Raw genomic sequence first — 21,393 nt, forward strand, 5'->3', positions numbered from 1 at the left:
ACCTCCCGCGGAGCTTCCAATACTGGTGAAAATGCAAAGACCCATGCGTTTGTTCGCATGGGTCTTTGCTATCTTTATACATGGCATGAGACAAAAGAACAACAACCCTATTCAACGAGGATAAATGTATTTCGTACAACTATTTGTTAGGTATGCACCCATTTTTGAAGGATAGATGTATTTTGTGCAACTAAAATCAGCATATAGGGATCAAACTGCCTTATAGCAAGAAAATAGATGTACGAAATGCAACTATAGCCGGGGAACGGCCTGTTTAGATGGATATAGTTGTACAAACTGCAATTAGCAGCTTAGCAGCGGGTAGTGAGGTCATGAAGAGCTTGTTATTTCATTACGGCTTATGGCTTCTGAAAGGCAAACTCCAGTTGGAAAATCGCCAATTGATTTGACCTGTGTGGAGGATAATCACGATCTACATTTCAGCAGCTTAAAACGATGACAGCCCGTGCTTCGCCTATCAGCTTTACTGCGGAAAGCCATCAGGCGGAAACTGGAACCGCAACAAGCGGTATAAATCAAGAAATCTACGGGCGGGAAGCGACCGGAAGCCAAATGTTTTCTTGCGTCACGGCTAATCCCAACACAAAAATCTTTAGTTCAATCTATTATAGATGGATTTTCGCACACTAAATGTGCAGTTATTACAGATTTCAGCAATCTAGTTCGATAATTGCTACTTAATTTGGACGATATTGGCGTATTCATTAATTTGCACCTATATTAAATGGCGGTTATCAATCTAGAGTTGTAATTATCCCCGTACAGGTGAAATTAGATGGCGATTATCCAACTGACTGCTATACAGAGCTGGCTGTCACCGGGTTTTTGCACAAACGGCGTTGACCATCAAGTAATCCGGGGCCGATCAGCGCCCGGGTATCCAAAACTTCACGGACTCACTTTCCGGCCTGATCCGGATAAATCTTAGGTTCGACTTGTAAAGTCAACCGCTCCGTCCGGCAACATTACTTGACGGCGGCTTCCCATTTGCAGCGGATAGGGGAAACGATGGCATTCTCTTTCTTCAGTTCGGTAAAGGCCTTGTCAACCGCTTTGCGTTCGAGTCCGGACAGCTTCTCCACTTCACCGGCAGTTAGCGGCTTGTCCGATGCTTTAATAATATCGAGCACTTGATCTTTAACACTCATATCTTCACGTCCTTTTTCAGATTTTGAATGCAGGCGTCAATCAGAATTCTATTTTAGATGAAGACATTTAAAATTTCAGTGATATTTGTGGCTTATCCAAGGGAAAAAAGTATTCGATTAAGATTTACAGGAGTATCCAAAAGTGATATCATAAACATATCAAATACATATCTAATCGGAGGGGTATTTATGAAGGAGAAAATTCTGCGTCCCATCAGTGGATTCTGGGTGGTTGCCCTGATTGCCGTGTGTGTCGGCGGCGGCGCGTATCTCGCTCAGGACTATACCGTCCTGCCCATGGTTCTGTTCGTTATCGCGGGCATACTCTGTACCAGCATTACTGTTGTGCAGCCCAACAAATCGGTGGTAGTGACCTTTTTCGGGCAGTATGTAGGTACAATTGCTTCCAGCGGCCTGTGGGCCGTCATTCCGTTCAGCATCCGCAAGACCGTCTCGCTGCGTGTCAGCAACTTTAACAGCGTTAAGCTGAAGGTCAACGATGTCGAGGGCAATCCGATAGAGATCGCTGCGGTCGTTGTCTTTAAAGTAGTCAACTCGGCCAAAGCGCTGTTCGATGTTGATCAATATATGGCCTTTGTCGAGATTCAGAGCGAGACCGCGCTGCGCCATGTGGCCAGCAAATACCCGTATGACAATTACAAGGATTCCGGAATGTCGCTGCGGGCCAATGCTGATGAAATTGCCAAGGAGCTGGCGGTGGAGCTGCAGGACCGTCTCTCGATCTCCGGGGTTGAGGTACTGGAGGCGCGCCTGACCCATCTGGCCTACTCCACGGAAATTGCCAGCACCATGCTGCAGCGCCAGCAAGCTTCCGCCATCCTGTCTGCACGCCAGCTTATCGTCGAAGGCGCCGTCGGCATGGTCGATATGGCCATCCGCCAGCTGAAGGAGAACGGCGTAGTCGAGCTGGATGAAGAACGCAAGGCGGCCATGATCAACAACCTGATGGTGGCCATTGTATCCGAGCGCGGAGCGAACCCGGTCATCAACGCCGGCTCGCTGTACTAGAGGCGAACCGCGATGGCCGCCAAGAAGAGCTTCCCGCTGCGGATTGACCCTGAGCTCTACGCGGCGCTGGAGCGTTGGGCGGGCGAGGAATTCCGCAGCGTCAACGGGCATATCGAGTATTTGCTGCGCGAGTCTTTGAAGCGGGCCGGCCGTTTGCCGGACCGCTCGCGGAAGGAAGAATAGTTCTGTAGCACCGGCCGCTGGAGCTGCCGGAATTTACAGGCGGTTCCAGGGTTGACGTAAGCTGTGGACAGCTTTATAATTATCCATTATTCACGTCTATCAGCGTTGACAAAGACATGGCTCGTCTGATCCGTACCGTGCAGAGAGAGGAAACCTGGGCTGCAATTTCCTCCGGTTAGCGGCATTCGATCTACCCCTTTGTAGCTGCGGTTATGAACTCCCGGAAGCGGGATGGTAAGAACCGCCGGTTCATGGCCGTTATCCCCATGCTGATGAAGGATTCCTCTGCCGAGGAATTGAATTTGGGTGGAACCACGGGTATAACACTCGTCCCTGCGCGGGACGGGTGTTTTTTGTTGCGTGGATAATAACCCTGACCGAACATGTCAGCATATTGAATAAATCTGGGAGGAATATGAAAATGGCAGTTAACATTAAGCTTCCGGACGGTTCCGTCCGGGAATACCCGGCAGGCAGCACCATTGATGACGTCGCTGCGTCGATCAGCAGCAGCCTGCGCAAGAACGCGGCCGCCGGTAAACTGAACGGCGTCGTTGTCGATTTGTCGGCTCCGCTGGAAGAAGGCGGGCTCGTCGAAATTGTCACCCTCGATTCGCCTGAAGGGCTGGAAGTGATGCGCCACAGTACAGCGCATCTGATGGCCCAGGCCGTCCGCCGCCTGTTCGGCGCGAAGGAAGTCAAGCTGGGCGTAGGCCCGGTCATTGAAGACGGCTTCTACTATGATATGGATCTGGAGCACTCGCTCAACCCGGAGGATCTGCTGAAGATCGAGAAGGAAATGGAGCGCATCGTCTCCGAGAACCTGCCGATTGTCCGCAAAGAAGTCAGCCGTGAAGAGGCGCTGCGCATTTTTGGCGAGCTGGGCGATCCTTACAAGCTCGAACTGATTGAAGCACTCCCGGAGGAGAGCGTCATCAGCATGTATGAGCAGGGTGAATTCTTCGACCTGTGCCGCGGCCCGCATGTGCCGTCCACCGGCAAAATCAAAGTATTCAAGCTGATGAACGTGGCCGGTGCTTACTGGCGCGGCGACAGCAAGAACAAGATGCTGCAGCGCGTGTACGGTACCGCGTGGATCAAGAAAGCCCAGCTTGACGAGCATCTGCGCCTGCTGGAAGAAGCCAAGAAACGCGATCACCGCAAGCTCGGCAAGGAGCTGGAAATCTTCACCTTCAACCCATTGGTCGGCCAGGGTCTGCCGATCTGGCTGCCGAAGGGTGCCAAGCTGCGCAGCATTCTGGAACGTTACATCGTCGATCTGGAAGCCAGCCTTGGCTACCAGCATGTCTATACGCCAGTCCTCGGCAACGTGGACCTGTACAAGACCTCGGGGCACTGGGAGCACTACCAGGAAGACATGTTCCCGAAGATGACGATTGACACGGAGGAATTCGTGCTGCGTCCGATGAACTGTCCGCATCATATGATGATCTACAAGAGCTCGATGCACAGCTACCGCGATCTGCCGATCCGTATCGCCGAACTGGGCACCATGCACCGCTATGAGATGTCCGGTGCGTTGACCGGTCTGCACCGCGTGCGCTCCATGACCTTGAACGATTCGCATATTTTCTGCCGTCTGGATCAGATCAAGAGCGAGTTCAAACGCGTGCTGGAGCTGATCAAGCAGGTGTACAGCGACTTCGGTATTCATGATTACCGTTTCCGCCTGTCCTACCGTGATCCGCAGGATACCGAGAAATACTTCCAGAACGATGAGATGTGGGAGACTGCACAGCGCATGCTGCGCGAAGTGGCAGAAGAAGCCGGCCTGCCGTTCTTCGAAGCTGAAGGCGAAGCGGCCTTCTACGGTCCGAAGCTGGATGTGCAGATCCGGACTGCCCTTGGCAAGGAAGAGACCTTGTCAACTGTACAGATAGACTTCCTGCTGCCGGAACGCTTCGAGCTGGAATATGTCGGCGACGATGGCCAGAAGCATCGTCCGGTCGTGCTGCACCGCGGTATCCTTGGTACCATGGAGCGGTTCGTAGCCTTCCTGCTGGAGAACTTTGCCGGCGCATTGCCGCTGTGGCTCTCTCCGCAGCAGGTCAAAGTGATTCCCGTATCATCGGCCTTTGACGATTATGCGAAGGAAGTGGAAGCGCAGCTGCTGAAGAGCGGTATCCGCGCCGAAGTGGACCTGCGCAATGAGAAGATGGGCTATAAGATCCGTGAAGCCCAGCTTGAGAAGCTGCCGTACATGTTCGTAGTCGGCGAGAATGAAATGAATGCCGGAACGGTGTCTATCCGCAAGCGCGGCGAAGGCGACATTGGCGCCAAGCCGCTGCAGGAAGTCATTGCCGCACTCGTTCAGGAAGTTGCCGGACGCGTCATTTAACCTTGCCATAACCTTTGCTTTAAGCTTAAGAAGCCGCCCCCCGGGGCGGCTTTATGTATAATTTCATAGAAAACGGGAAACCTTCGCTAATAGGGGGAGGTTTAACTAATGAACAAAATGGGCTTAGGTCAGAGGTTATGGTGTTTGACGGTAACTATGGTCGTGCTATTATCCGCCGGCGGTATTTATCCCGATTGGAGCCGGGAATCCGTCCGGGCCAGCGGTGCGGGAGACTTGGCGTCTGCCCGCCTTGAAGCAGTATATTCAAAGCTTGATTCAAATACAGCACACAACACGGTTTCCGCGGTTAACATTAAGAATGAGGCTGCAGCCGCCGGACTTGCCGGGACTCATGCGAAGGCAGTCCGCTCCAGCGGGGCTTCGCCGCTCGGCGGCACCTCGCGTGTGCCCCGGCAGCCGGCCGCTGCCGTGAAAGCGCCAGCGGCCAAAAAGCCTGCGGCTACGGCAGCTCCCGCACAGCCGAAGGCTGCGGCACCCGCGGCCAAGGCTCCGAATTCGATACCGGTAGCCGCACCGGCGCCGGACCAGATCATTACGACGATGAAAGTGACCGCGACCGGCTACACCGCCGGGTTCGAGTCGACTGGCAAGACATCGAAGCATCCGCAATACGGCATCACCTATTCGGGCGTAAAGGTCCGCCGTGACAAGAATTCTGTATCGACGATTGCCGCAGACCCGAAGGTCCTGCCGCTGGGCAGCATTCTCTACGTTCCCGGCTACGGCTACGCTATTGTGGCGGATACCGGGTCGGCGATCAAGGGCCGGAAGATTGATCTTTATTTTGCCACTACCAAGCAGGTGTACAAGGAATGGGGCAAAAAAACAGTCACGGTCCAATTAATCAAGCGCGGCAACGGCAAATGTACGGAACGGATGCTGAAAAGCCTCGGCCAGGCCATTCAGACGTATAACGCCATTCCGCAGTATTTGCTGGACGAGCTGATTTGACGCGGTGCGGAGAGTGCCGGGAGCTTGCGATTTTTTTCACGATGAGCTGTGCATAATACGGTCCGTCACTATCCATACTACTCACTGGGGCAGACAAGAGATTGTCCCCCTCGAATGAGACCCCAGGGTCCCTGGGAACAGTGGGAGGTGAACATCCGTGGCCAAGTCGCAGAAACCGAAAGTAACTGAGAGTTATCAAACTCCGAATGAAAAATATGATGCTGAGTTCGCCGTAGAAAACCAAGGCGCAACTAAGCAAGGCACGTTCGTAAAACCGGTGCAAAAACCGCAGCAGTAATCTGCTGACGCGTCCATAAGGGCGCATGAACCACGATGAATAAGGCTGCTTCGCCCGGCTGTTCCAGCCGGCTGCGGAGCAGCCTTTCTTTATTATAAATTACTGGATATTCCAAGCCCCTCGGTCTGCAGACTGAGCCAAGTTTCCTTCTCACGCCGCTGTTCTCCTTGGTTCTCATCCTGTACACTGGGACTATAAGTTGCGGATCGCTTGAATGATCATTGTACAAAGGAGAATTAACATGAAAAAGAAATTTATGAGCCAACTGCTCGGCGGGTTGATCCTGATCGGTCTCGGTGCCTTGTTCTTGCTCCGGCAGCTGGGGTATACGGATTTCAGCGTAGGCGATATGATATCGGACTACTGGCCGCTCATTCTAATCTGGCTCGGAGTATCCCAATTGTCGGAAGCCCGTTCCAACTCGGGGTCGCTGTTCGGCGGACTGTTGTTTACGGCAATGGGCGTATTCTTTCTGGGACGCAATCTGGACTGGATTGATTTCTCCGCGGGAGATTTCTTCAAACTGCTGTTCCCGGTGCTGCTCATTATCGGCGGCCTCTCTGTAATCTTCAAGCCCCGCCGGTCCGATATGCCACCGCCGCCGCCACCTGAGCCGCCAGTGCCGCCACAGGCGCCGAAGCGGGATATGGACCCGCTGAATGTCCCTCCGCCGGGCCCGCTGGAGTCGACGCTGGATGAGGAGTTCGAACGGAAATTCGGCAAACCTGCAGACAAGAACACGTTCGCTGAATATACGGCTGACTACGCGGAAACAGAGCAGCGCCGGACGGATGAAGGCCGTCATTATCACTCGAATGCGGAGAAGCACTGGCAGGAGAACCGCGAACGCCATGAACGCCGCCGCCGGGAGCGCGAGGAACGCCATGCCCACAGACACGGGGAGTGGAATGGAGATTACAATCAGGATTACGGTACGGGCGACAAGCTGAACCGGTCCGCTTTTATCGGGGATGTGCATATCGGAAGAGAGCCGTTTCAATTAAAGCATACGAATATTTCCCAATTTATCGGCGATACCGTATTGGACCTGACCAGCGCGCAAATTCCTTACGGGGAGACCAAGATCAATATTTCCGCTTTCGTCGGCGACATTAAGGTTTATGTACCTGAGGATATGGATTTGGCTGTATCCGTAAACGGCAGCTCGTTCATCGGGGACATGCAGGTTCTCGACCAGACGCGCAGCGGCTTTATGGGAAATGTGCAGTGCAAGACGCCATATTATAAGGAAGCGGGCAAAAGAGTGCGCATTACCGTTAGTGCTTTTATCGGCGACATAAAGGTTAAATCGGTGGGCTGATGATGGGCATCCGGATTCTTAAGAACACCAAATGGGTGCTTTTGCTTTATTTTCTGCTCAGCGGGTCTATTACCGCCGGGGTGGTGTATGCCGGGACTTGCCTGGGTTATATTGAGGTCGCCGACTACCGGATGTGGGTGTACCTCTGCCTGGGCATAGTTCTGGTTACTGTCGTTATCGGCTATATGGCCGGTCAGCGGATTCAGCGGCGTATCGACCATCTGGATCTGAACATGCTGCAGGTGGCCAAAGGCAATCTGGCTGTCCGGATGCCGGAAAGTGATGATCAATCCTTCGCGCGGGTGTACCATGAATTCAATATGATGATGGATACCGTGGAGAACAAGATGAAGCTGCTGCAGAAGCTGGGCGAACAAGAGGTGATGGAGAAGGAAAAAGCCGCCGAGAGCGCGGTGCTGGAAGAGCGCCGGCGGATGGCGCGCGACCTGCATGATACGGTGAGCCAGCAGCTGTTCGCCATCCATATGTCGGCTTCATCCCTGCCGAAGGTGCTGGAACGGAACGCGGAGCAGGGCAAGCTCGTGATGGACCAGCTCATTACCATGTCGCAGATGGCGCAAAAGCAGATGCGCGCCCTGATCGCCCAGCTTCGTCCGGTGGAGCTGGAAGGCCGGAACCTGTTCGAGGCGCTGGAGAAGTGGTTCCCTGATTATTGCCGCCAGAACGGCCTGAAGGGCGTCAAGGAGCTGGAGCTGCAAGGCGAGCTATCCGAGGCAATTGAGCATCAGCTGTTCCTGATCATCCAGGAGTCAATGGCCAACATCGTCAAGCACGCGGGCGCGCGCCTGGTCAGCCTCTCACTGCGCGAGACGCCGCGGCAGGTGGTGCTCAGCATCAGCGACGACGGTCAGGGCTTCGAGCATGTGCAGCATAAGCAGGGCTCCTATGGCCTGACGACAATGCGTGAACGCGCGGAGAAGCTGGGCGGCCAGGCGGAAATTATCAGCCGCAAGGGTGCGGGCACGACCATCCGCGTACATATACCGAAATTTGTGCAAGACCCTCAGGGGAGCAGACAGAAGAATAATCAAGAGAATACTAACGAGGAGGGCAAGCTATGAGTATCATCAAAGTGCTGCTGGTGGATGATCATGATATGGTACGGATGGGCCTCAAAACCTACCTGATGCTTGATCCCAGCTTTGAGGTGATCGGAGAGGCCGCGAACGGCATGGAGGCGCTGAAAATGCTGCGTGCAGGCGGCCAGGAAGGCTTGCCCGACCTGGTCCTGATGGACCTCATGATGCCGGTAATGAACGGTGCGGAGACGACCCGGGCGGTGCTGGCCGAATTCCCCGGCCTGAAGATCGTAATTCTGACCAGCTTTCTCGAAGATGATCTCGTCGTGGACGCCATTGAAGCAGGAGCTGTAAGCTATGTGCTCAAGACAGTCTCCGCCGAGGAGCTGATCTATGCGCTGCAGGGCGCCTACCGTGGTATGCCAGTAATGACCGGCGATGTGTCGCAGGCGTTGACGCGGGGCATCCGCCAGCGTACCGTCCAGAGCGACTCCTCCGGCTTGACCGAACGGGAGAAGGAGGTGCTGCTTCTGATCGCCGAAGGCAAGACCAACAAGGATATCGGCGAGGAGCTGCACATCAGCATCAAGACAGTAAAGACCCATGTCAGCAACCTGCTGATGAAGTGTGAGCTCGACGACCGCACCCAGCTCGCGATTTATGCCCACCGCAAGGGCTGGGCGCAGGGTTAGGGTCAGGAAATGTGTTGTCGATATAATTAATATTTCAGTGATGCAAGAGCAAGCTTCGATAGGTATCCACCTTGTGAAGCTTGCTTTTTTATATATTCCGTAAAGGTTTTATCTCGGTTTAAATTGTTTTTAAGGTGGAGTTAAGGTTTAAAGTACAAAATAAAGACAAGAAAACAAAACACTTCTTGCCAAGGCAGGCAAGGCACAGGAGGAGCGAGAATAATGGACGACAACAGATTCTACAATCGTAACAATGAACCGGCGGATGATCGGGACTTAGATAACAGAAACTTGAATGACAGTAACTTGAATGACAGAAACTCAAACAGCAGCAATCATAACGGTAGTGACGACAGAAACGTGAATGAACCGCGAGCGGCGGAAGAATCCAATTCCTACTATTATTCTTACGGGCCGTTTCAATCGCTCCGTAAGGACGAAGACGAACAAGACAACGCGCAGCATTATAACCGCAGGGAGCCGGAGCGTGTAGAAATTACGGCTCCGCAGCCGGTGAAGCCGCTGCCTTACAGCAGCTCGCTCCGCACGACAGGCTATGACGGCAACGGCGGTCGGGGCGGCAACGGAAGTAACGGTACAGACGGCGGCAACGGTTGGCAGTACAATAACCGCAAGCCGAAGAAGCCGATCAAGGCTGTGCTGCTGTCCTTCCTCGCCGGCATGGTGGTTCTTTCAGGCTCGATGGCCATGGCCGACTACGGAAACTGGTTTACAGGTGATCCTGTACCTGTAGCAGCAACTACCAGCCCGGCGGCGAAGACTGCAGTAGGTGATGCCAATGCGACTCCATCGACTTCGACGGTCGGTCTCGTAACCGGATCGGGCGACGTATCGAGCGTAGTGGACGGCGTAGGACCGGCGGTCGTCAAGATTGAGACGCTGGTACAGACGAGCTCCGGCCGCAACTCGACAACCAATCCGAATATGAGTGACCCGTTCTATCAGTTCTTCTTCGGGGACCAGTTCGGCGGCTACTCGCAGTCCAATCCGAATTCCGGCTCGAATTCCGGTTCAGATTCCAACTCGAACTCCGATTCGACGCTTACACCATACGGAATCGGCACGGGTTTCATTTATGATTCGAACGGATATATCCTGACCAACCAGCATGTCGTCGACAATGCCGATGTGATTCAGGTTACCGTTGACGGCACCACGAAGCCGTACGAAGCGAAGCTGCTTGGTTCCAGCAAGGATCTTGACCTTGCCGTTCTGAAGATCGAAGGCACCGATTTTCCGACAGTGGCACTTGGAGACTCGGATTCCATTAAAGTAGGCTCCGAGGTTGTTGCGATCGGTAACCCGCAGGGCTTTGACCATACGGTAACCGCCGGCGTTCTGAGCGCCAAGGGCCGCAGTATTGATATCGCCGAAGAGGACGGCAGCGGCACACGTAATTATACCAATCTGCTGCAAACCGATGCCTCGATTAACCCCGGCAACTCCGGCGGCCCGCTGCTGAACATGAACGGCCAGGTTATCGGCATGAACGTGGCGGTAAGTGCGGATGCCCAGGGTATCGGCTTCGCCATCGCAGTCAATACCATTAAAGAAGTCGTCGACAAGCTGGAAGCCAACCAGGAAATTCCGAAGGAGCCGGTACCGTTCATCGGCGCTTCCCTGATCACCATTACTGACCAGGTAGCACAGCAGATGGGCACCGATATTAAAGAAGGCTCTGTAGTTGCAGAGATTACCTTCAGATCGCCTGCGTACACCGCAGACCTGCGCCCATATGACATTATTACCGGCGTCGACGGCACCAAGTATGCAACCAGCCAGGAACTGGTGGAACATATTCAGAGCCTGAGCGTTGGCGACCAGATTACGCTTAATGTGGTCCGTGACGGCAAGAGCCTGGACCTCCCGGTGACGGTCGGCAACAAGAATGATTTTGTAACTGAACAGCAGTAAGCACACCGGAGCGTTAGGCGAGCGGCAGCGGAAGGGGTAACCCTTCCGTTTTTGCTGCTCCGGACGTAAGAGAACGGATTCATGCTACAATAGAGACATATGATTTTGACCAATGGGGGCCTAAGTATGCGACCGAATATTCTAATTATTGACGATGATGAAAAAATCATCTCCATGCTGCGCCGCGGGCTAGCCTTTGAGGGCTATGACGTCAAGACGGCGGCCAACGGTGCGGACGGACTGCGCGCAATTCTGACAGGCGATCCGGATGTGGTTATCCTGGATGTGATGATGCCGCAGGTGGACGGCTTTGAGGTGTGCCGCAGACTGCGCGAGGGCGGCAGCTCGGTGCCTGTATTGATGCTGACAGCCAAGGATGAGATTGAACACCGCGTGAAGGGGCTGGACCTTGGCGCCGACGATTATCTCGTAAAGCCGTTTGCGCTGGAGGAGCTGCTGGCCCGGGTGCGGGCATTGCTTCGCCGCAAGAGCGAACAGGGCGGCGGCTCGGAGCAGGCGCTGACGTACGAAGATATCACGCTGGATGTCGATTCGCGCGAAGTGACGCGCGGTGGCAAACGCCTGGAGCTGACGGCCAAGGAGTTCGAGCTGCTGCATCTGTTCATGCAGAATCCGAAGCGTGTGCTGTCCCGCGACCTCATTATGGATAAGATCTGGGGCTATGATTACAGCGGTGAATCGAATGTACTGGAAGTCTATATTGCCATGCTGCGGCAGAAGACGGAGGAGCATGGAGGCAAACGTTTAATTCAGACTATCCGGGGCGCCGGATATATTCTAAGAGGTGACCATTAATATGTCCATCAAATTGCGGCTGACAGCTTGGTATTCAGGGATATTGGCGGTTATGCTGCTTGGCCTTTCGGCCGCAATTTACGGTTTTGTCTACTTTAATACGTACGGTGATTTAAAGGACCGGCTAAAAACACAGGCGCAGCAGGTTCAGCTGCGACAGGCCTGGAACTTTGACGGTTTACAGACGGTGCTCGACGGGCCGGCTGGTCAGACGTTGTTTGCCCAACTGTACATCTATGATCTGAATAAGCTGATTCCCAGTCCGAATTTGACAGAAATCAATGTGGAGCTGAAGGTGCCTCCGCAGGTGAATCTCGGCAAACAGCAGGGTTTCCTGCAGGCTGTTTATGGAGGGAATCCATTTCTGGTCTACCAGAAGGCGGTGGATGTGGCCGTTAATAACGTTCCTTATTCTGCGGTACTTCAGGTTGCAGTTTATACCGGGGAGCAGGTAAACATGCTCAGCAGGTTGAAGAATATCCTGCTCGTCGGCTCTTTCACAACCTTGTTCGCAGCCTTTACCCTGGCTGCATTCCTCGCCAAGAAGTCAATGAACCCCATCGGCGATGTCATTGAGGCAGCCAACGGAATTCAGACCGGCAATGATCTCAGCTCACGCATAGAATACAACGGACCGCCCGATGAAATCGGCCGGCTTATTGAAACGTTCAACAGTATGCTGGGGCGGATGGAGGGCGCTTATAAGGAGCTTGAGGAATCCTATGCTACCCAGCGCCGGTTTGTATCCGACGCCTCGCATGAGCTGCGGACACCGCTGACAACCATCCGCGGCAATATCGATCTTCTGCAGAAGGTATGGGAAATGGAGCCGGGTGAAGGCAAACTGAGCGAGGCGGAAATCCGCCAGCTGTCCATTGAATCCGTCAAGGATATCGCCGATGAATCCAAACGGATGAGCCGGCTGGTCGCCGACATGCTCTCGCTGGCCCGTGCCGATACCGGGCGTACCTTTGACAAGGAGCCGGTGGCACTGGAGCCGATGATGACGGAAATCGGCCGCCGGGCCGCCTTCCTGCCGCGGCAGGCGGAATGGAGCGTAGGCAATATGTCGCAGCTTAACGGCAAATATGTCATCGGCAATAAGGATTATTTGCAGCAAATGCTGTTTATTTTCATCGATAATGCGTTTAAGTACACTCCTTCGGGCGAGGTTACGCTGGATACGGTGTTCTACCAGAATCAGGTGGGTATCCGGATTACCGACACCGGCATCGGTATGGATAAAGACGAAGTGCCCCATATCTTTGAACGTTTCTACCGCGCCGACGAGTCGCGCGGCATCACAGAGGGGATTGGCCTTGGACTCTCGATTGCCAAATGGATTATCGATGAACACGGAGGCTCCGTGGAAGTAGTTACACGGCAGGGTGAAGGCACTACATTCATCATCTGGCTGCCGCTTCTCTTTGCTCCGCCGCTGGAATAGGGTATAATTTGAGGGCAGTCCCTATTAACGTCTGAATGACAACAGAAAGCGGTGAGTAGTGAATGGAAGTGCTCAAAATTTCTCCCCGGGGCTATTGCTACGGCGTTGTTGACGCCATGGTCATGGCGCGGCAGGCTGCGCAAAATCTCGATCTGCCCCGGCCGATTTATATACTTGGCATGATTGTGCATAACAGCCATGTCACCAACTCCTTTGAGGATGAAGGGATTATCACCCTGGACGGCAGCAACCGTCTGGACATTCTCGACAAAGTCGACAAAGGCACCGTCATCTTCACGGCCCACGGCGTATCGCCGGAAGTGCGGAAGATCGCCCGCGCCAAAGGTCTGACCACCGTCGATGCCACCTGTCCCGATGTGACGAAGACCCATGATCTGATTAAGGAGAAGGTGGCGGAGGGCTACGAGATTGTGTATATCGGCAAGAAGGGCCATCCCGAGCCGGAGGGTGCCGTCGGCATCGCGCCGGAGCATGTCCACCTGATTGAGAAAGAAGAGGAAATTGCCGGATTATCGGTTCCTTCCTCTCGTATCGTGATTACGAACCAGACGACCATGAGCCAGTGGGATATCAGGAATATAATGAAGAAGCTGCTGGAGAAATTTCCCGGCGCTGAAGTGCACAATGAGATCTGCATGGCGACTCAGGTACGCCAGGAGGCGGTTGCCGAGCAGGCCGGTGAGTGCGACCTGCTCATCGTGGTCGGCGACCCGCGCAGCAACAACTCCAACCGTCTGGCCCAGGTCTCGGAGGAGATTGCCGGTGTACCTGCCCACCGCATTGCCGACGTGTCCGAGCTGAAGATTGAATGGCTGCAGGGCGTGGGCAAGGTAGGGGTGACCTCCGGCGCTTCGACGCCGACGCCAATTACGAAGGAAGTCATCAATTACCTGGAGCAGTATGATCCGGCGCTTCCCGAGACCTGGGAGATCAAGCGTACCGTGAACATGAAGAAGCTGCTGCCGCCGGTTAAGACCAAGACGACAACTTAAAGCACTTATAGATCTATCGGGCACATGGCTCCATTCTGGAGCTATGTGCTGTTTTGATTTGCGGTAGGAAAGGGGGCAGCGGGTCTTAGTACGTGACCGGTTGAAATGATTGGAATTATTTAACTGAGACATATGATTTAGGTTGACGGATAAGGAAATCTGCGGTAAAATCACTTTAACGCTTAAAAGCGTACACGCGTCGGAGTGCGACAGCAATCATTTGACATGTAAAGGCAATGAAAATCCATTATTTCCTAAAAGGGGAGCTATCATATGATCGTTATTACATCCAATCAAACACCGCAGGAACAAGTAAACGACATTATTGCCGTTATTGAGAAGGAAGGCCTGCAGGTTCACCTGTCCCGGGGAGCTGACCATACAGTTATCGGTCTGATCGGCGGCGTGACGCCGAAGCTGGCTGAGCATCTGCGCCAGATGAAGGGCGTGGACAACGTCGTCAAGATTTCCAAGTCCTACAAGCTGGCGAGCCGTGACTTTCACCCGGAAGATACGATTATTGATATTAATGGCGTGAAGATTGGCGGGGAGCATCTGGTTATTATGGGCGGTCCGTGCGCCGTCGAGTCTCCGGAGCAGATCGATGAGATCGCCCGGCTGGTCAAAGCTTCCGGAGGACAGGTGCTGCGCGGCGGCGCGTTCAAGCCGCGTACGGGTCCTTACAGCTTCCAGGGGGTGGGCGTTGAAGGCCTTACCATGATGGCCGAGGCCGGCAAACGCCATGGCCTGCTGACCATTACGGAGGTTATGACACCGGAGTATGTGGACATTTGCGCAGAGCATGCCGATATTCTGCAGGTCGGTACCCGCAACATGCAGAACTTCGACCTGCTGCGCAAGCTGGGCACCTGCGGCCGTCCTGTGCTGCTCAAGCGTGGCTTCAGCGCAACTTACGACGAGCTGCTGAATGCGGCCGAGTACATTCTCGCCGGCGGCAACCGCGATGTCATGCTGTGCGAGCGCGGCATCCGCACCTTCGAGACCTACACGCGCAATACGCTTGATCTCTCGGCGATTCCGGCACTGCAGAGTCTCAGCCATTTGCCGGTCATCTCTGATCCGAGCCACGGCACCGGCCGGCGTGAGCTGGTGGCCCCGATGGCCAAAGCCTCGGTTGCTGCAGGCGCCAACGGTCTGATTATCGAGATGCATACCGATCCGGATAATTCGATGACCGGTGACGGTGTACAATCCCTGTTTCCCGAACAATTCGATGAGCTGCTGAGAGATTTGGAGAAGCTGGCACCGCTGGTGGGACGCAAGCTCTCGGATTCGCTGCAGCCGGCACCGGTACTGTAATACCGGACTAAAGCCGTGATTAACAGTCCTTTTCACCGTTTTTCGAACGGGAAGAAGAGGGCTGTTTTGTCATGCTTATCGCGGGGGTGAGCCGTTAAAGAGAGGTTTAGACAATCTTCACTAAAGCGTCAGAATATCTCACATTGTGATAAGAAATACCTGACATAAGCATTGACGATGTTAGGTATGCGATTTATAATGACGACAGCAAAAAAATTAAACAAAGAACATTTGATACTGAGAGCGGCCTAATGTTCGGAATTTTGGGGAGGAATAATCATGTCGGTAGAAAAAGTATTGCAAACGATCAAGGAAAACAATATCGAGTGGGTGGACTTTCGCTTTGTAGATCTGGGGGGACGTGCTCACCACATCTCTTTGCCGGCGTCCGCGGTTGAAGAAGAAACTTTTGTAAATGGCGTAGCGTTCGACGGTTCTTCCATCACCGGTTTCCGCGGTATTGAAGAGTCCGACATGGTTATGATGCCGGATCCAAGCAGTACATATATCGATCCGTTTACTGCTCACCCTACTCTTAACATTATGTGCGACATTTTCACTCCGGACGGCGAGCGCTATGAGCGTGACCCTCGCGGTATCGCGGTGAAAGCAGAAGAGTTCCTGCAAGCCAGCGGTGTTGGTACAGCGGCATTCTTCGCACCTGAATCCGAGTTCTTTATCTTCGACGATGTCCGTTATGAAAGCAGCATGAACACTTCTTCCTACACTGTGGATTCCGAAGAGGCTGTATGGAACACGAACCGTAAAGAAGAAGGCGGCAACCTGGGCTTCAAGGTCGGCGTCAAAGGCGGATACGTACCGGTAGCTCCAGTGGATTCCCAACAGGATATCCGCAGTGAAATGTGCCGTCTGCTGGGTGAAGCGGGTCTCGAAATCGAGCGCCATCACCATGAAGTGGCAACGGCTGGTCAAGCGGAAATCAACTTCCGTTTCGACACCCTGAAGAAAACTGCCGACAACCTGCTGACTTACAAATACATTGTGCATAACACTGCCCGCCAATACGGCAAAGTGGCAACCTTCATGCCTAAGCCGCTCTTCGGCGATAATGGCAGCGGTATGCACGTTCACCAATCGATCTTTAACGGCGATACTCCGCTGTTCTTCGAAAAAGGCGCTTATGCAAACCTGAGCGAAACTGCACTGCACTACATCGGCGGTATCCTCTACCATGCTCCGGCCCTGATCGCTTTGACGAACCCAAGCACCAACTCGTTCAAACGTCTGGTTCCTGGCTACGAAGCACCGGTTAACCTGGTATTCTCCAAAGGCAACCGTTCCGCTGCAATCCGAATCCCGGTAGCTGCTGTGACACCTAAGGGCTGTCGTATCGAGTTCCGTACTCCGGACTCCACAGCCAACCCTTACCTGGCCTTCTCCGCTATGCTGATGGCCGGCCTGGACGGAATCAAGAAGAAGATCAACCCGATCGAGCTGGGCTACGGTCCGCTGGACAAGAATATCTACGAACTGTCCGACGACGACAAATCCAAAATCCGCAGCGTTCCGGGCAGCCTGAACGAAGCGCTGGATTCCCTGGAAGCCGACTATGAGTTCCTGACTGAAGGCGGCGTGTTCACCAAGGACTTCATCGACAACTATATCGCTTTGAAGCGTGCCGAAGCTCAAGAGGTTGCTATCCGTGTGCATCCGCACGAATACGCCCTGTACTTCAGCGTATAATCTAATCACTTCTATATTCTAATCTTCATTAATAAAGAAGCTTCCGGTTCGCCGGGAGCTTCTTTTTTTGGTATTACGAAACTTTCGTAAAAATACCGTTTCTATTAACATCATAAGCAGTATGAGCTTTATTTGCGAATGGAAGATTCTTTCTATAAATTTATGGATTTTTCACTGATATCATTGGATTTTTTATAAGAGAAGAAATATGATTTCTAGAGATGTCCGAAATTTTTCTTTACAAGAAATGGGGCGAATGCAATAATATTTTACGAAAACGATTTCGAAAATTTGGTTTAGTCGGATCTTCGTGCAAGTACAATTTTATCCGTAGAAAGGTTGAGGATTCATGAAGCATATGGAACAGCCGAAATGGCGATTTACTGGTACCAACGGGGACTTTGAACTGAAGGACCCTGAACGGAGCAGCTTTCTATATTTTCCGCTGGTGAATGAAGCCGGGATGATGTCTTCAGTTACGCCGAAGCTGCATGGCATGGCGACTGCCGGACATAATTCATTTCTGACCGCACCCGTCTCGGTGGAGGATCTGCATCAATCCCGGACCGGCCGTAATTTCTGGGTACATATCGAAGGTCTCGGGGTATGGTCGGCTGCAGGAGATTCCGCTAGGCAAAATGCACTAGCCTATACGCCGCAGGCGGATCGCTGTGAGCTGGAGGCAGGCCTACTATGGCACAGGGTTACCCGTACGAGCGGCGAATATCCGCTGAAAGCGGAGATTACCAGCTTTGTGCCGGGCGGCGCCGGGAAAGTGGAGCTGATGAAGGTGGTTCTCACCAACACAGGGGCGGATGAACAGCTGGTGACACCCACAGCGGCAGTGCCGCTATATGCCCGCTCAGCCGATGATTTGCGTGATCACCGCCATGTGACCTCGCTGCTGAACCGGATTTACACCTCCGAATTTGGGGTGGAGGTGCAGCCGGCGCTATCCTTCGATGAAAGAGGACACCGGGTAAATCAGGCTTCCTATGCAGTGCTGGGAGCGGACGAAACAGGTGCACCTCCGGTTGGCTTGTTCCCCGTGCAGGAGGAGTTCACCGGCGAAGGAGGAAGTCTGGACTGGCCGGAGGCAGCGGTACGGAATCTGCCGCCTTCGATGAATGCTGCCCAAAGCACTGGCCGGGAGGGGTATGAGGCGCTTGGCGGTCTGCGTTTCGCTTCAGCCTTGCTGCAGCCGGGGGAGAGCCGTGCTTACATTCTGGTACTGGCAATCGGGGACGGGCGGATTGCTGTTCCCGAGATCATGGCCGGATATGGAACAGCTGCCGCCTTTGACAGGCTGCTGGAGGAGAACAAACGCTTCTGGGCCGCTAAGGTCGATACGCTCAAGTTCCATACAGGAAGCGGAGATTATGACCAGTGGATGAAATGGGTCACGCTCCAGCCGATTCTTCGCCGGTTATACGGAAATTCTTTTCTGCCGTATCATGATTATGGTCGGGGCGGCCGGGGATGGCGCGATCTGTGGCAGGATTGCCTTGCCCTGCTCATGATGGAACCGGAGGATGTACGGAGCCTGCTGCTGAACAATTACGCCGGAGTACGGATTGACGGCAGCAATGCAACGATCATCGGGAAGGAACCGGGCGAATTTATTGCCGACCGCAACAATATCCCGAGGGTATGGATGGATCACGGGGCTTGGCCGCTGCTGACGACGATGCTTTATTTGAATCAAAGCGGAGACCTCGGCTTCCTGCTGGAAGAGCAGGTGTATTTCCGCGATGCCTTCATGAACCGCTGTCAAAGCCGGGATGCCTCCTGGTCTGCTGCAGCCGGGAGCATCCTCCGTACGGCGGAAGGTGAGGTTTATAAGGGGACGGTGCTTGAGCATATTATGCTGCAGCATCTGGTTCCTTTCTTTAATGTCGGCGAGCACAATAATATTCTGCTGGAAGGCGCGGACTGGAACGACGGGCTGGATATGGCCACCCGACGCGGGGAGAGTGTGGCTTTCAGCGCATTCTATGCGAGCAACCTGTACGATCTGGCAGAGCTGCTGGCTGCACTGAAGGAACGCTCCGGCGTAACAACGCTTCGGTTGGCGGAGGAGCTGGAGTGGCTGCTTGATTCCTTAACGGAAGCTGTAGATTACAATTCAGTGCAGGCGAAGCGGGAACGGCTGGAGCGCTATTATGCCGCAGCGCCTAACCGGGTTAGCGGAATGAAGGCAGAGCTTCCGCTGGAGCAGGTAGCGGAGGATCTCCGGCGCAAGGCGGAATGGATGTTCGGACATCTCCGCAAGAATGAATGGGTGGAAAGCGGGCAAGGCGGCGGCTGGTTCAACGGGTATTACAACAATGACGGCGAGCGGGTCGAGGGTGAATTCCCGGGCGGCGTCCGGATGACGCTGACGGGCCAGGTATTCCCGTTGCTGGGGCATGCCGCATCGCCGGAGCAGGTCCCGGCGATGATTGCGGCTGTAGAGCGCAATTTGTGTGATCCGCGGATCGGCTACCGGCTGAATACTGATTTCGGCGGAATTCAGCAGAATCTGGGCCGGGCCTTCGGCTTTGCCTATGGGCACAAGGAGAATGGGGCCATGTTTAGCCACATGACCGTGATGTACGCCAACGCGCTTTACAAGCGCGGGTATGTGCGTGAGGGTTACAAGGTGCTCGATTCGCTGTACCGGCTCAGCAGTGATTTTGCGACCAGCCGTATTTATCCCGGCATTCCTGAATACATCAACGAACAGGGCAGAGGGATGTACACCTATTTGACCGGTTCAGCCAGCTGGCTGCTTCTGACGATGGTAAATGAGGTGTTCGGCGTCAAGGGCAAGCTTGGCGATCTGCTGCTGCAGCCGAAGCTGGTCGGCGAGCAGTTTGACAGTGCTGGGCAGGCTTCCATACAGACTCTGTTTGCGGGTCATGAGCTTGAGATCGTCTACAAGGCCGCAGGAAGCCGCGAATACGGAGAGTACCAAATACACTCGGTATTGCTGAATGGCACTGTGGTGACGCTTCAGCGCGTCTCAGAGGGTGTGTTGATCGCCAGGGGGGTGCTGGAAGCGCTCGAAGCGGGCAGAACACATCTTCTGGAGGTGCAATTCATCTAAAGTGCCCAATCCCTAATGAAAGGAAAAGCCGCATATGGCCTTTACATTGAACAACGGCATTCTGAGCGCCGTAATTGAAGAACCGGGGGCATACGGGGGCACCCGGTTCGACTGGTCCGGGTTCATTTCACAAGTGACGCTTGAACGCGGGGGCTACACCTTTTGTGTGCCGGAAAGCCTTAGCCCCGGAGCGGGCACCGGCGGCGCCGGCCTGTGCAATGAGTTCGGTATCTCCCGGGCAATCGGTTATGAAGAGGCGAAGGTCGGTGAATGGTTTCCGAAGCCGGGAGTCGGATTGCTGCAAAAGACCGCTGCCGGACCGTATTCCTTCAGCGGCGAATACCCTCTCATTCCGTTTACATTTAACATGCAGCGGAACGAATCTGCGGTAACCTATACCGTAGAGCCGCTGGAGTGCCGCGGGTACAGCATGCGGTTAACCAAAGTGATTGAGCTTAAGCTGGACCGGCTGAATATTTCCTACACGCTGGAGAACAGCGGAGAGAAGCCGATTATTACCGAAGAATATGTGCATAATTTCCTGGGAATCGGCAGTGCTCCGGTCGGCAGTGATTATCGTCTGAATCTGCCTGGTAAGCCGCGGATAGAGGAGACGGAATCGTCCTATACCGCAGAACTGCTGGAATATACGGGAAGTGCACTGACCTGGAAGCGGCAGCCGGAGCGGCCGTTCTACTGCAAGCTCGGCTTCCGGGCGGGAGCGCCTGCGGATTACTACTGGGAGCTGCTGCATCTGCCCAGCGGAACCGGGGTCAGAGAGAGCGGGGATTATACGCCGCAGCGCATGGCTCTATGGGGAGAGCGGCATGTGATTTCGCCCGAGGTGTTCGCGGATATCTTCATTGAACCGGGCATGACGGGAAGCTGGAGGCGCAGCTTTCAATTTTTTGGTCCGAAGGAATCTCACCTGATATGTGAATAATTATACTTGCTGGTGTGTACGATTGCTGCTATTATGGAATCCATATTCCATATTGATAGGCGAG

Annotated in this window: 17 protein-coding genes; 16 read left to right on the forward strand and 1 reads right to left on the reverse strand. The window is 54.0% G+C overall.

Translation table 11 applies throughout. From position 1 onward, the window contains the following. Window positions 1-986: 986 nt before the first annotated feature. The gene (locus F1379_RS25170) at window positions 987-1,169 is read right to left on the reverse strand and encodes a transcriptional regulator (RefSeq protein WP_150275222.1); all 183 of its coding nucleotides are present in this window, start codon (window positions 1,167-1,169) and stop codon (window positions 987-989) included. Between the two features lie 189 nt (window positions 1,170-1,358). On the opposite strand from F1379_RS25170, the gene F1379_RS25175 reads away from it, so the two are divergent. From F1379_RS25175 to F1379_RS25245, 16 genes are all read left to right on the forward strand, one after another. Then, a complete protein-coding gene (locus F1379_RS25175) occupies window positions 1,359-2,198 on the forward strand; it encodes an SPFH domain-containing protein (protein WP_150275223.1) in 840 nt (279 codons plus the stop codon). A 12-nt stretch (window positions 2,199-2,210) separates the two neighbouring features. Further along, complete coding sequence (locus tag F1379_RS25180; RefSeq protein ID WP_150275224.1) at window positions 2,211-2,381, forward strand: type II toxin-antitoxin system antitoxin; 171 nt, start codon at window positions 2,211-2,213, stop codon at window positions 2,379-2,381. Window positions 2,382-2,802: 421 nt separating this feature from the next. Next, window positions 2,803-4,740: a threonine--tRNA ligase gene (gene thrS, locus F1379_RS25185; protein WP_150275225.1), complete on the forward strand. Its 1,938-nt coding sequence runs from the start codon at window positions 2,803-2,805 to the stop codon at window positions 4,738-4,740. 429 nt (window positions 4,741-5,169) lie between these two features. Continuing rightward, the gene (locus tag F1379_RS25190) at window positions 5,170-5,712 is read left to right on the forward strand and encodes a 3D domain-containing protein (RefSeq protein WP_420850532.1); all 543 of its coding nucleotides are present in this window, start codon (window positions 5,170-5,172) and stop codon (window positions 5,710-5,712) included. 157 nt (window positions 5,713-5,869) lie between these two features. Continuing rightward, window positions 5,870-6,010 carry a hypothetical protein gene (locus F1379_RS29910; protein WP_162551284.1) on the forward strand — a complete coding sequence of 47 codons (141 nt, stop codon included), beginning with the start codon at window positions 5,870-5,872 and terminating at the stop codon, window positions 6,008-6,010. 241 nt (window positions 6,011-6,251) lie between these two features. Beyond that, window positions 6,252-7,331, forward strand: a complete 1,080-nt coding sequence (gene liaF, locus F1379_RS25195; protein ID WP_239004801.1) for a cell wall-active antibiotics response protein LiaF — start codon at window positions 6,252-6,254, stop codon at window positions 7,329-7,331. Beyond that, window positions 7,331-8,413: a sensor histidine kinase gene (locus F1379_RS25200; protein WP_150275226.1), complete on the forward strand. Its 1,083-nt coding sequence runs from the start codon at window positions 7,331-7,333 to the stop codon at window positions 8,411-8,413. Before liaF ends, F1379_RS25200 begins: the two co-directional genes overlap by 1 nt. Beyond that, window positions 8,410-9,063 (forward strand): response regulator, encoded by a 654-nt coding sequence (locus tag F1379_RS25205; RefSeq protein WP_150275227.1) that lies wholly within the window; start codon window positions 8,410-8,412, stop codon window positions 9,061-9,063. The genes F1379_RS25200 and F1379_RS25205 overlap by 4 nt, the downstream gene beginning before the upstream one ends. A gap of 222 nt (window positions 9,064-9,285) precedes the next feature. Then, entirely contained in the window at window positions 9,286-10,998 is a 1,713-nt protein-coding gene (locus F1379_RS25210; protein WP_150275228.1) for a S1C family serine protease, read from the forward strand. A 126-nt stretch (window positions 10,999-11,124) separates the two neighbouring features. Beyond that, window positions 11,125-11,814, forward strand: a complete 690-nt coding sequence (locus F1379_RS25215) for a response regulator transcription factor (protein ID WP_150275229.1) — start codon at window positions 11,125-11,127, stop codon at window positions 11,812-11,814. A 1-nt stretch (window position 11,815) separates the two neighbouring features. Next, window positions 11,816-13,261: a sensor histidine kinase gene (locus F1379_RS25220; protein WP_150275230.1), complete on the forward strand. Its 1,446-nt coding sequence runs from the start codon at window positions 11,816-11,818 to the stop codon at window positions 13,259-13,261. A gap of 62 nt (window positions 13,262-13,323) precedes the next feature. Further along, window positions 13,324-14,274 (forward strand): 4-hydroxy-3-methylbut-2-enyl diphosphate reductase, encoded by a 951-nt coding sequence (locus F1379_RS25225; protein WP_150275231.1) that lies wholly within the window; start codon window positions 13,324-13,326, stop codon window positions 14,272-14,274. Between the two features lie 273 nt (window positions 14,275-14,547). Then, window positions 14,548-15,594 carry a 3-deoxy-7-phosphoheptulonate synthase gene (aroF, locus tag F1379_RS25230; protein WP_150275232.1) on the forward strand — a complete coding sequence of 349 codons (1,047 nt, stop codon included), beginning with the start codon at window positions 14,548-14,550 and terminating at the stop codon, window positions 15,592-15,594. Between the two features lie 279 nt (window positions 15,595-15,873). Continuing rightward, window positions 15,874-17,298: a type I glutamate--ammonia ligase gene (glnA, locus tag F1379_RS25235; protein ID WP_150275233.1), complete on the forward strand. Its 1,425-nt coding sequence runs from the start codon at window positions 15,874-15,876 to the stop codon at window positions 17,296-17,298. A 349-nt stretch (window positions 17,299-17,647) separates the two neighbouring features. Then, complete coding sequence (locus F1379_RS25240) at window positions 17,648-20,386, forward strand: GH36-type glycosyl hydrolase domain-containing protein (RefSeq protein WP_239004803.1); 2,739 nt, start codon at window positions 17,648-17,650, stop codon at window positions 20,384-20,386. A gap of 34 nt (window positions 20,387-20,420) precedes the next feature. After that, window positions 20,421-21,329 carry a hypothetical protein gene (locus F1379_RS25245; RefSeq protein WP_150275234.1) on the forward strand — a complete coding sequence of 303 codons (909 nt, stop codon included), beginning with the start codon at window positions 20,421-20,423 and terminating at the stop codon, window positions 21,327-21,329. The last annotated feature ends 64 nt before the right edge of the window (window positions 21,330-21,393 follow it).

The organism is Paenibacillus tepidiphilus, from assembly GCF_008635795.1.
GTDB lineage: Bacteria > Bacillota > Bacilli > Paenibacillales > Paenibacillaceae > Paenibacillus_AQ > Paenibacillus_AQ tepidiphilus.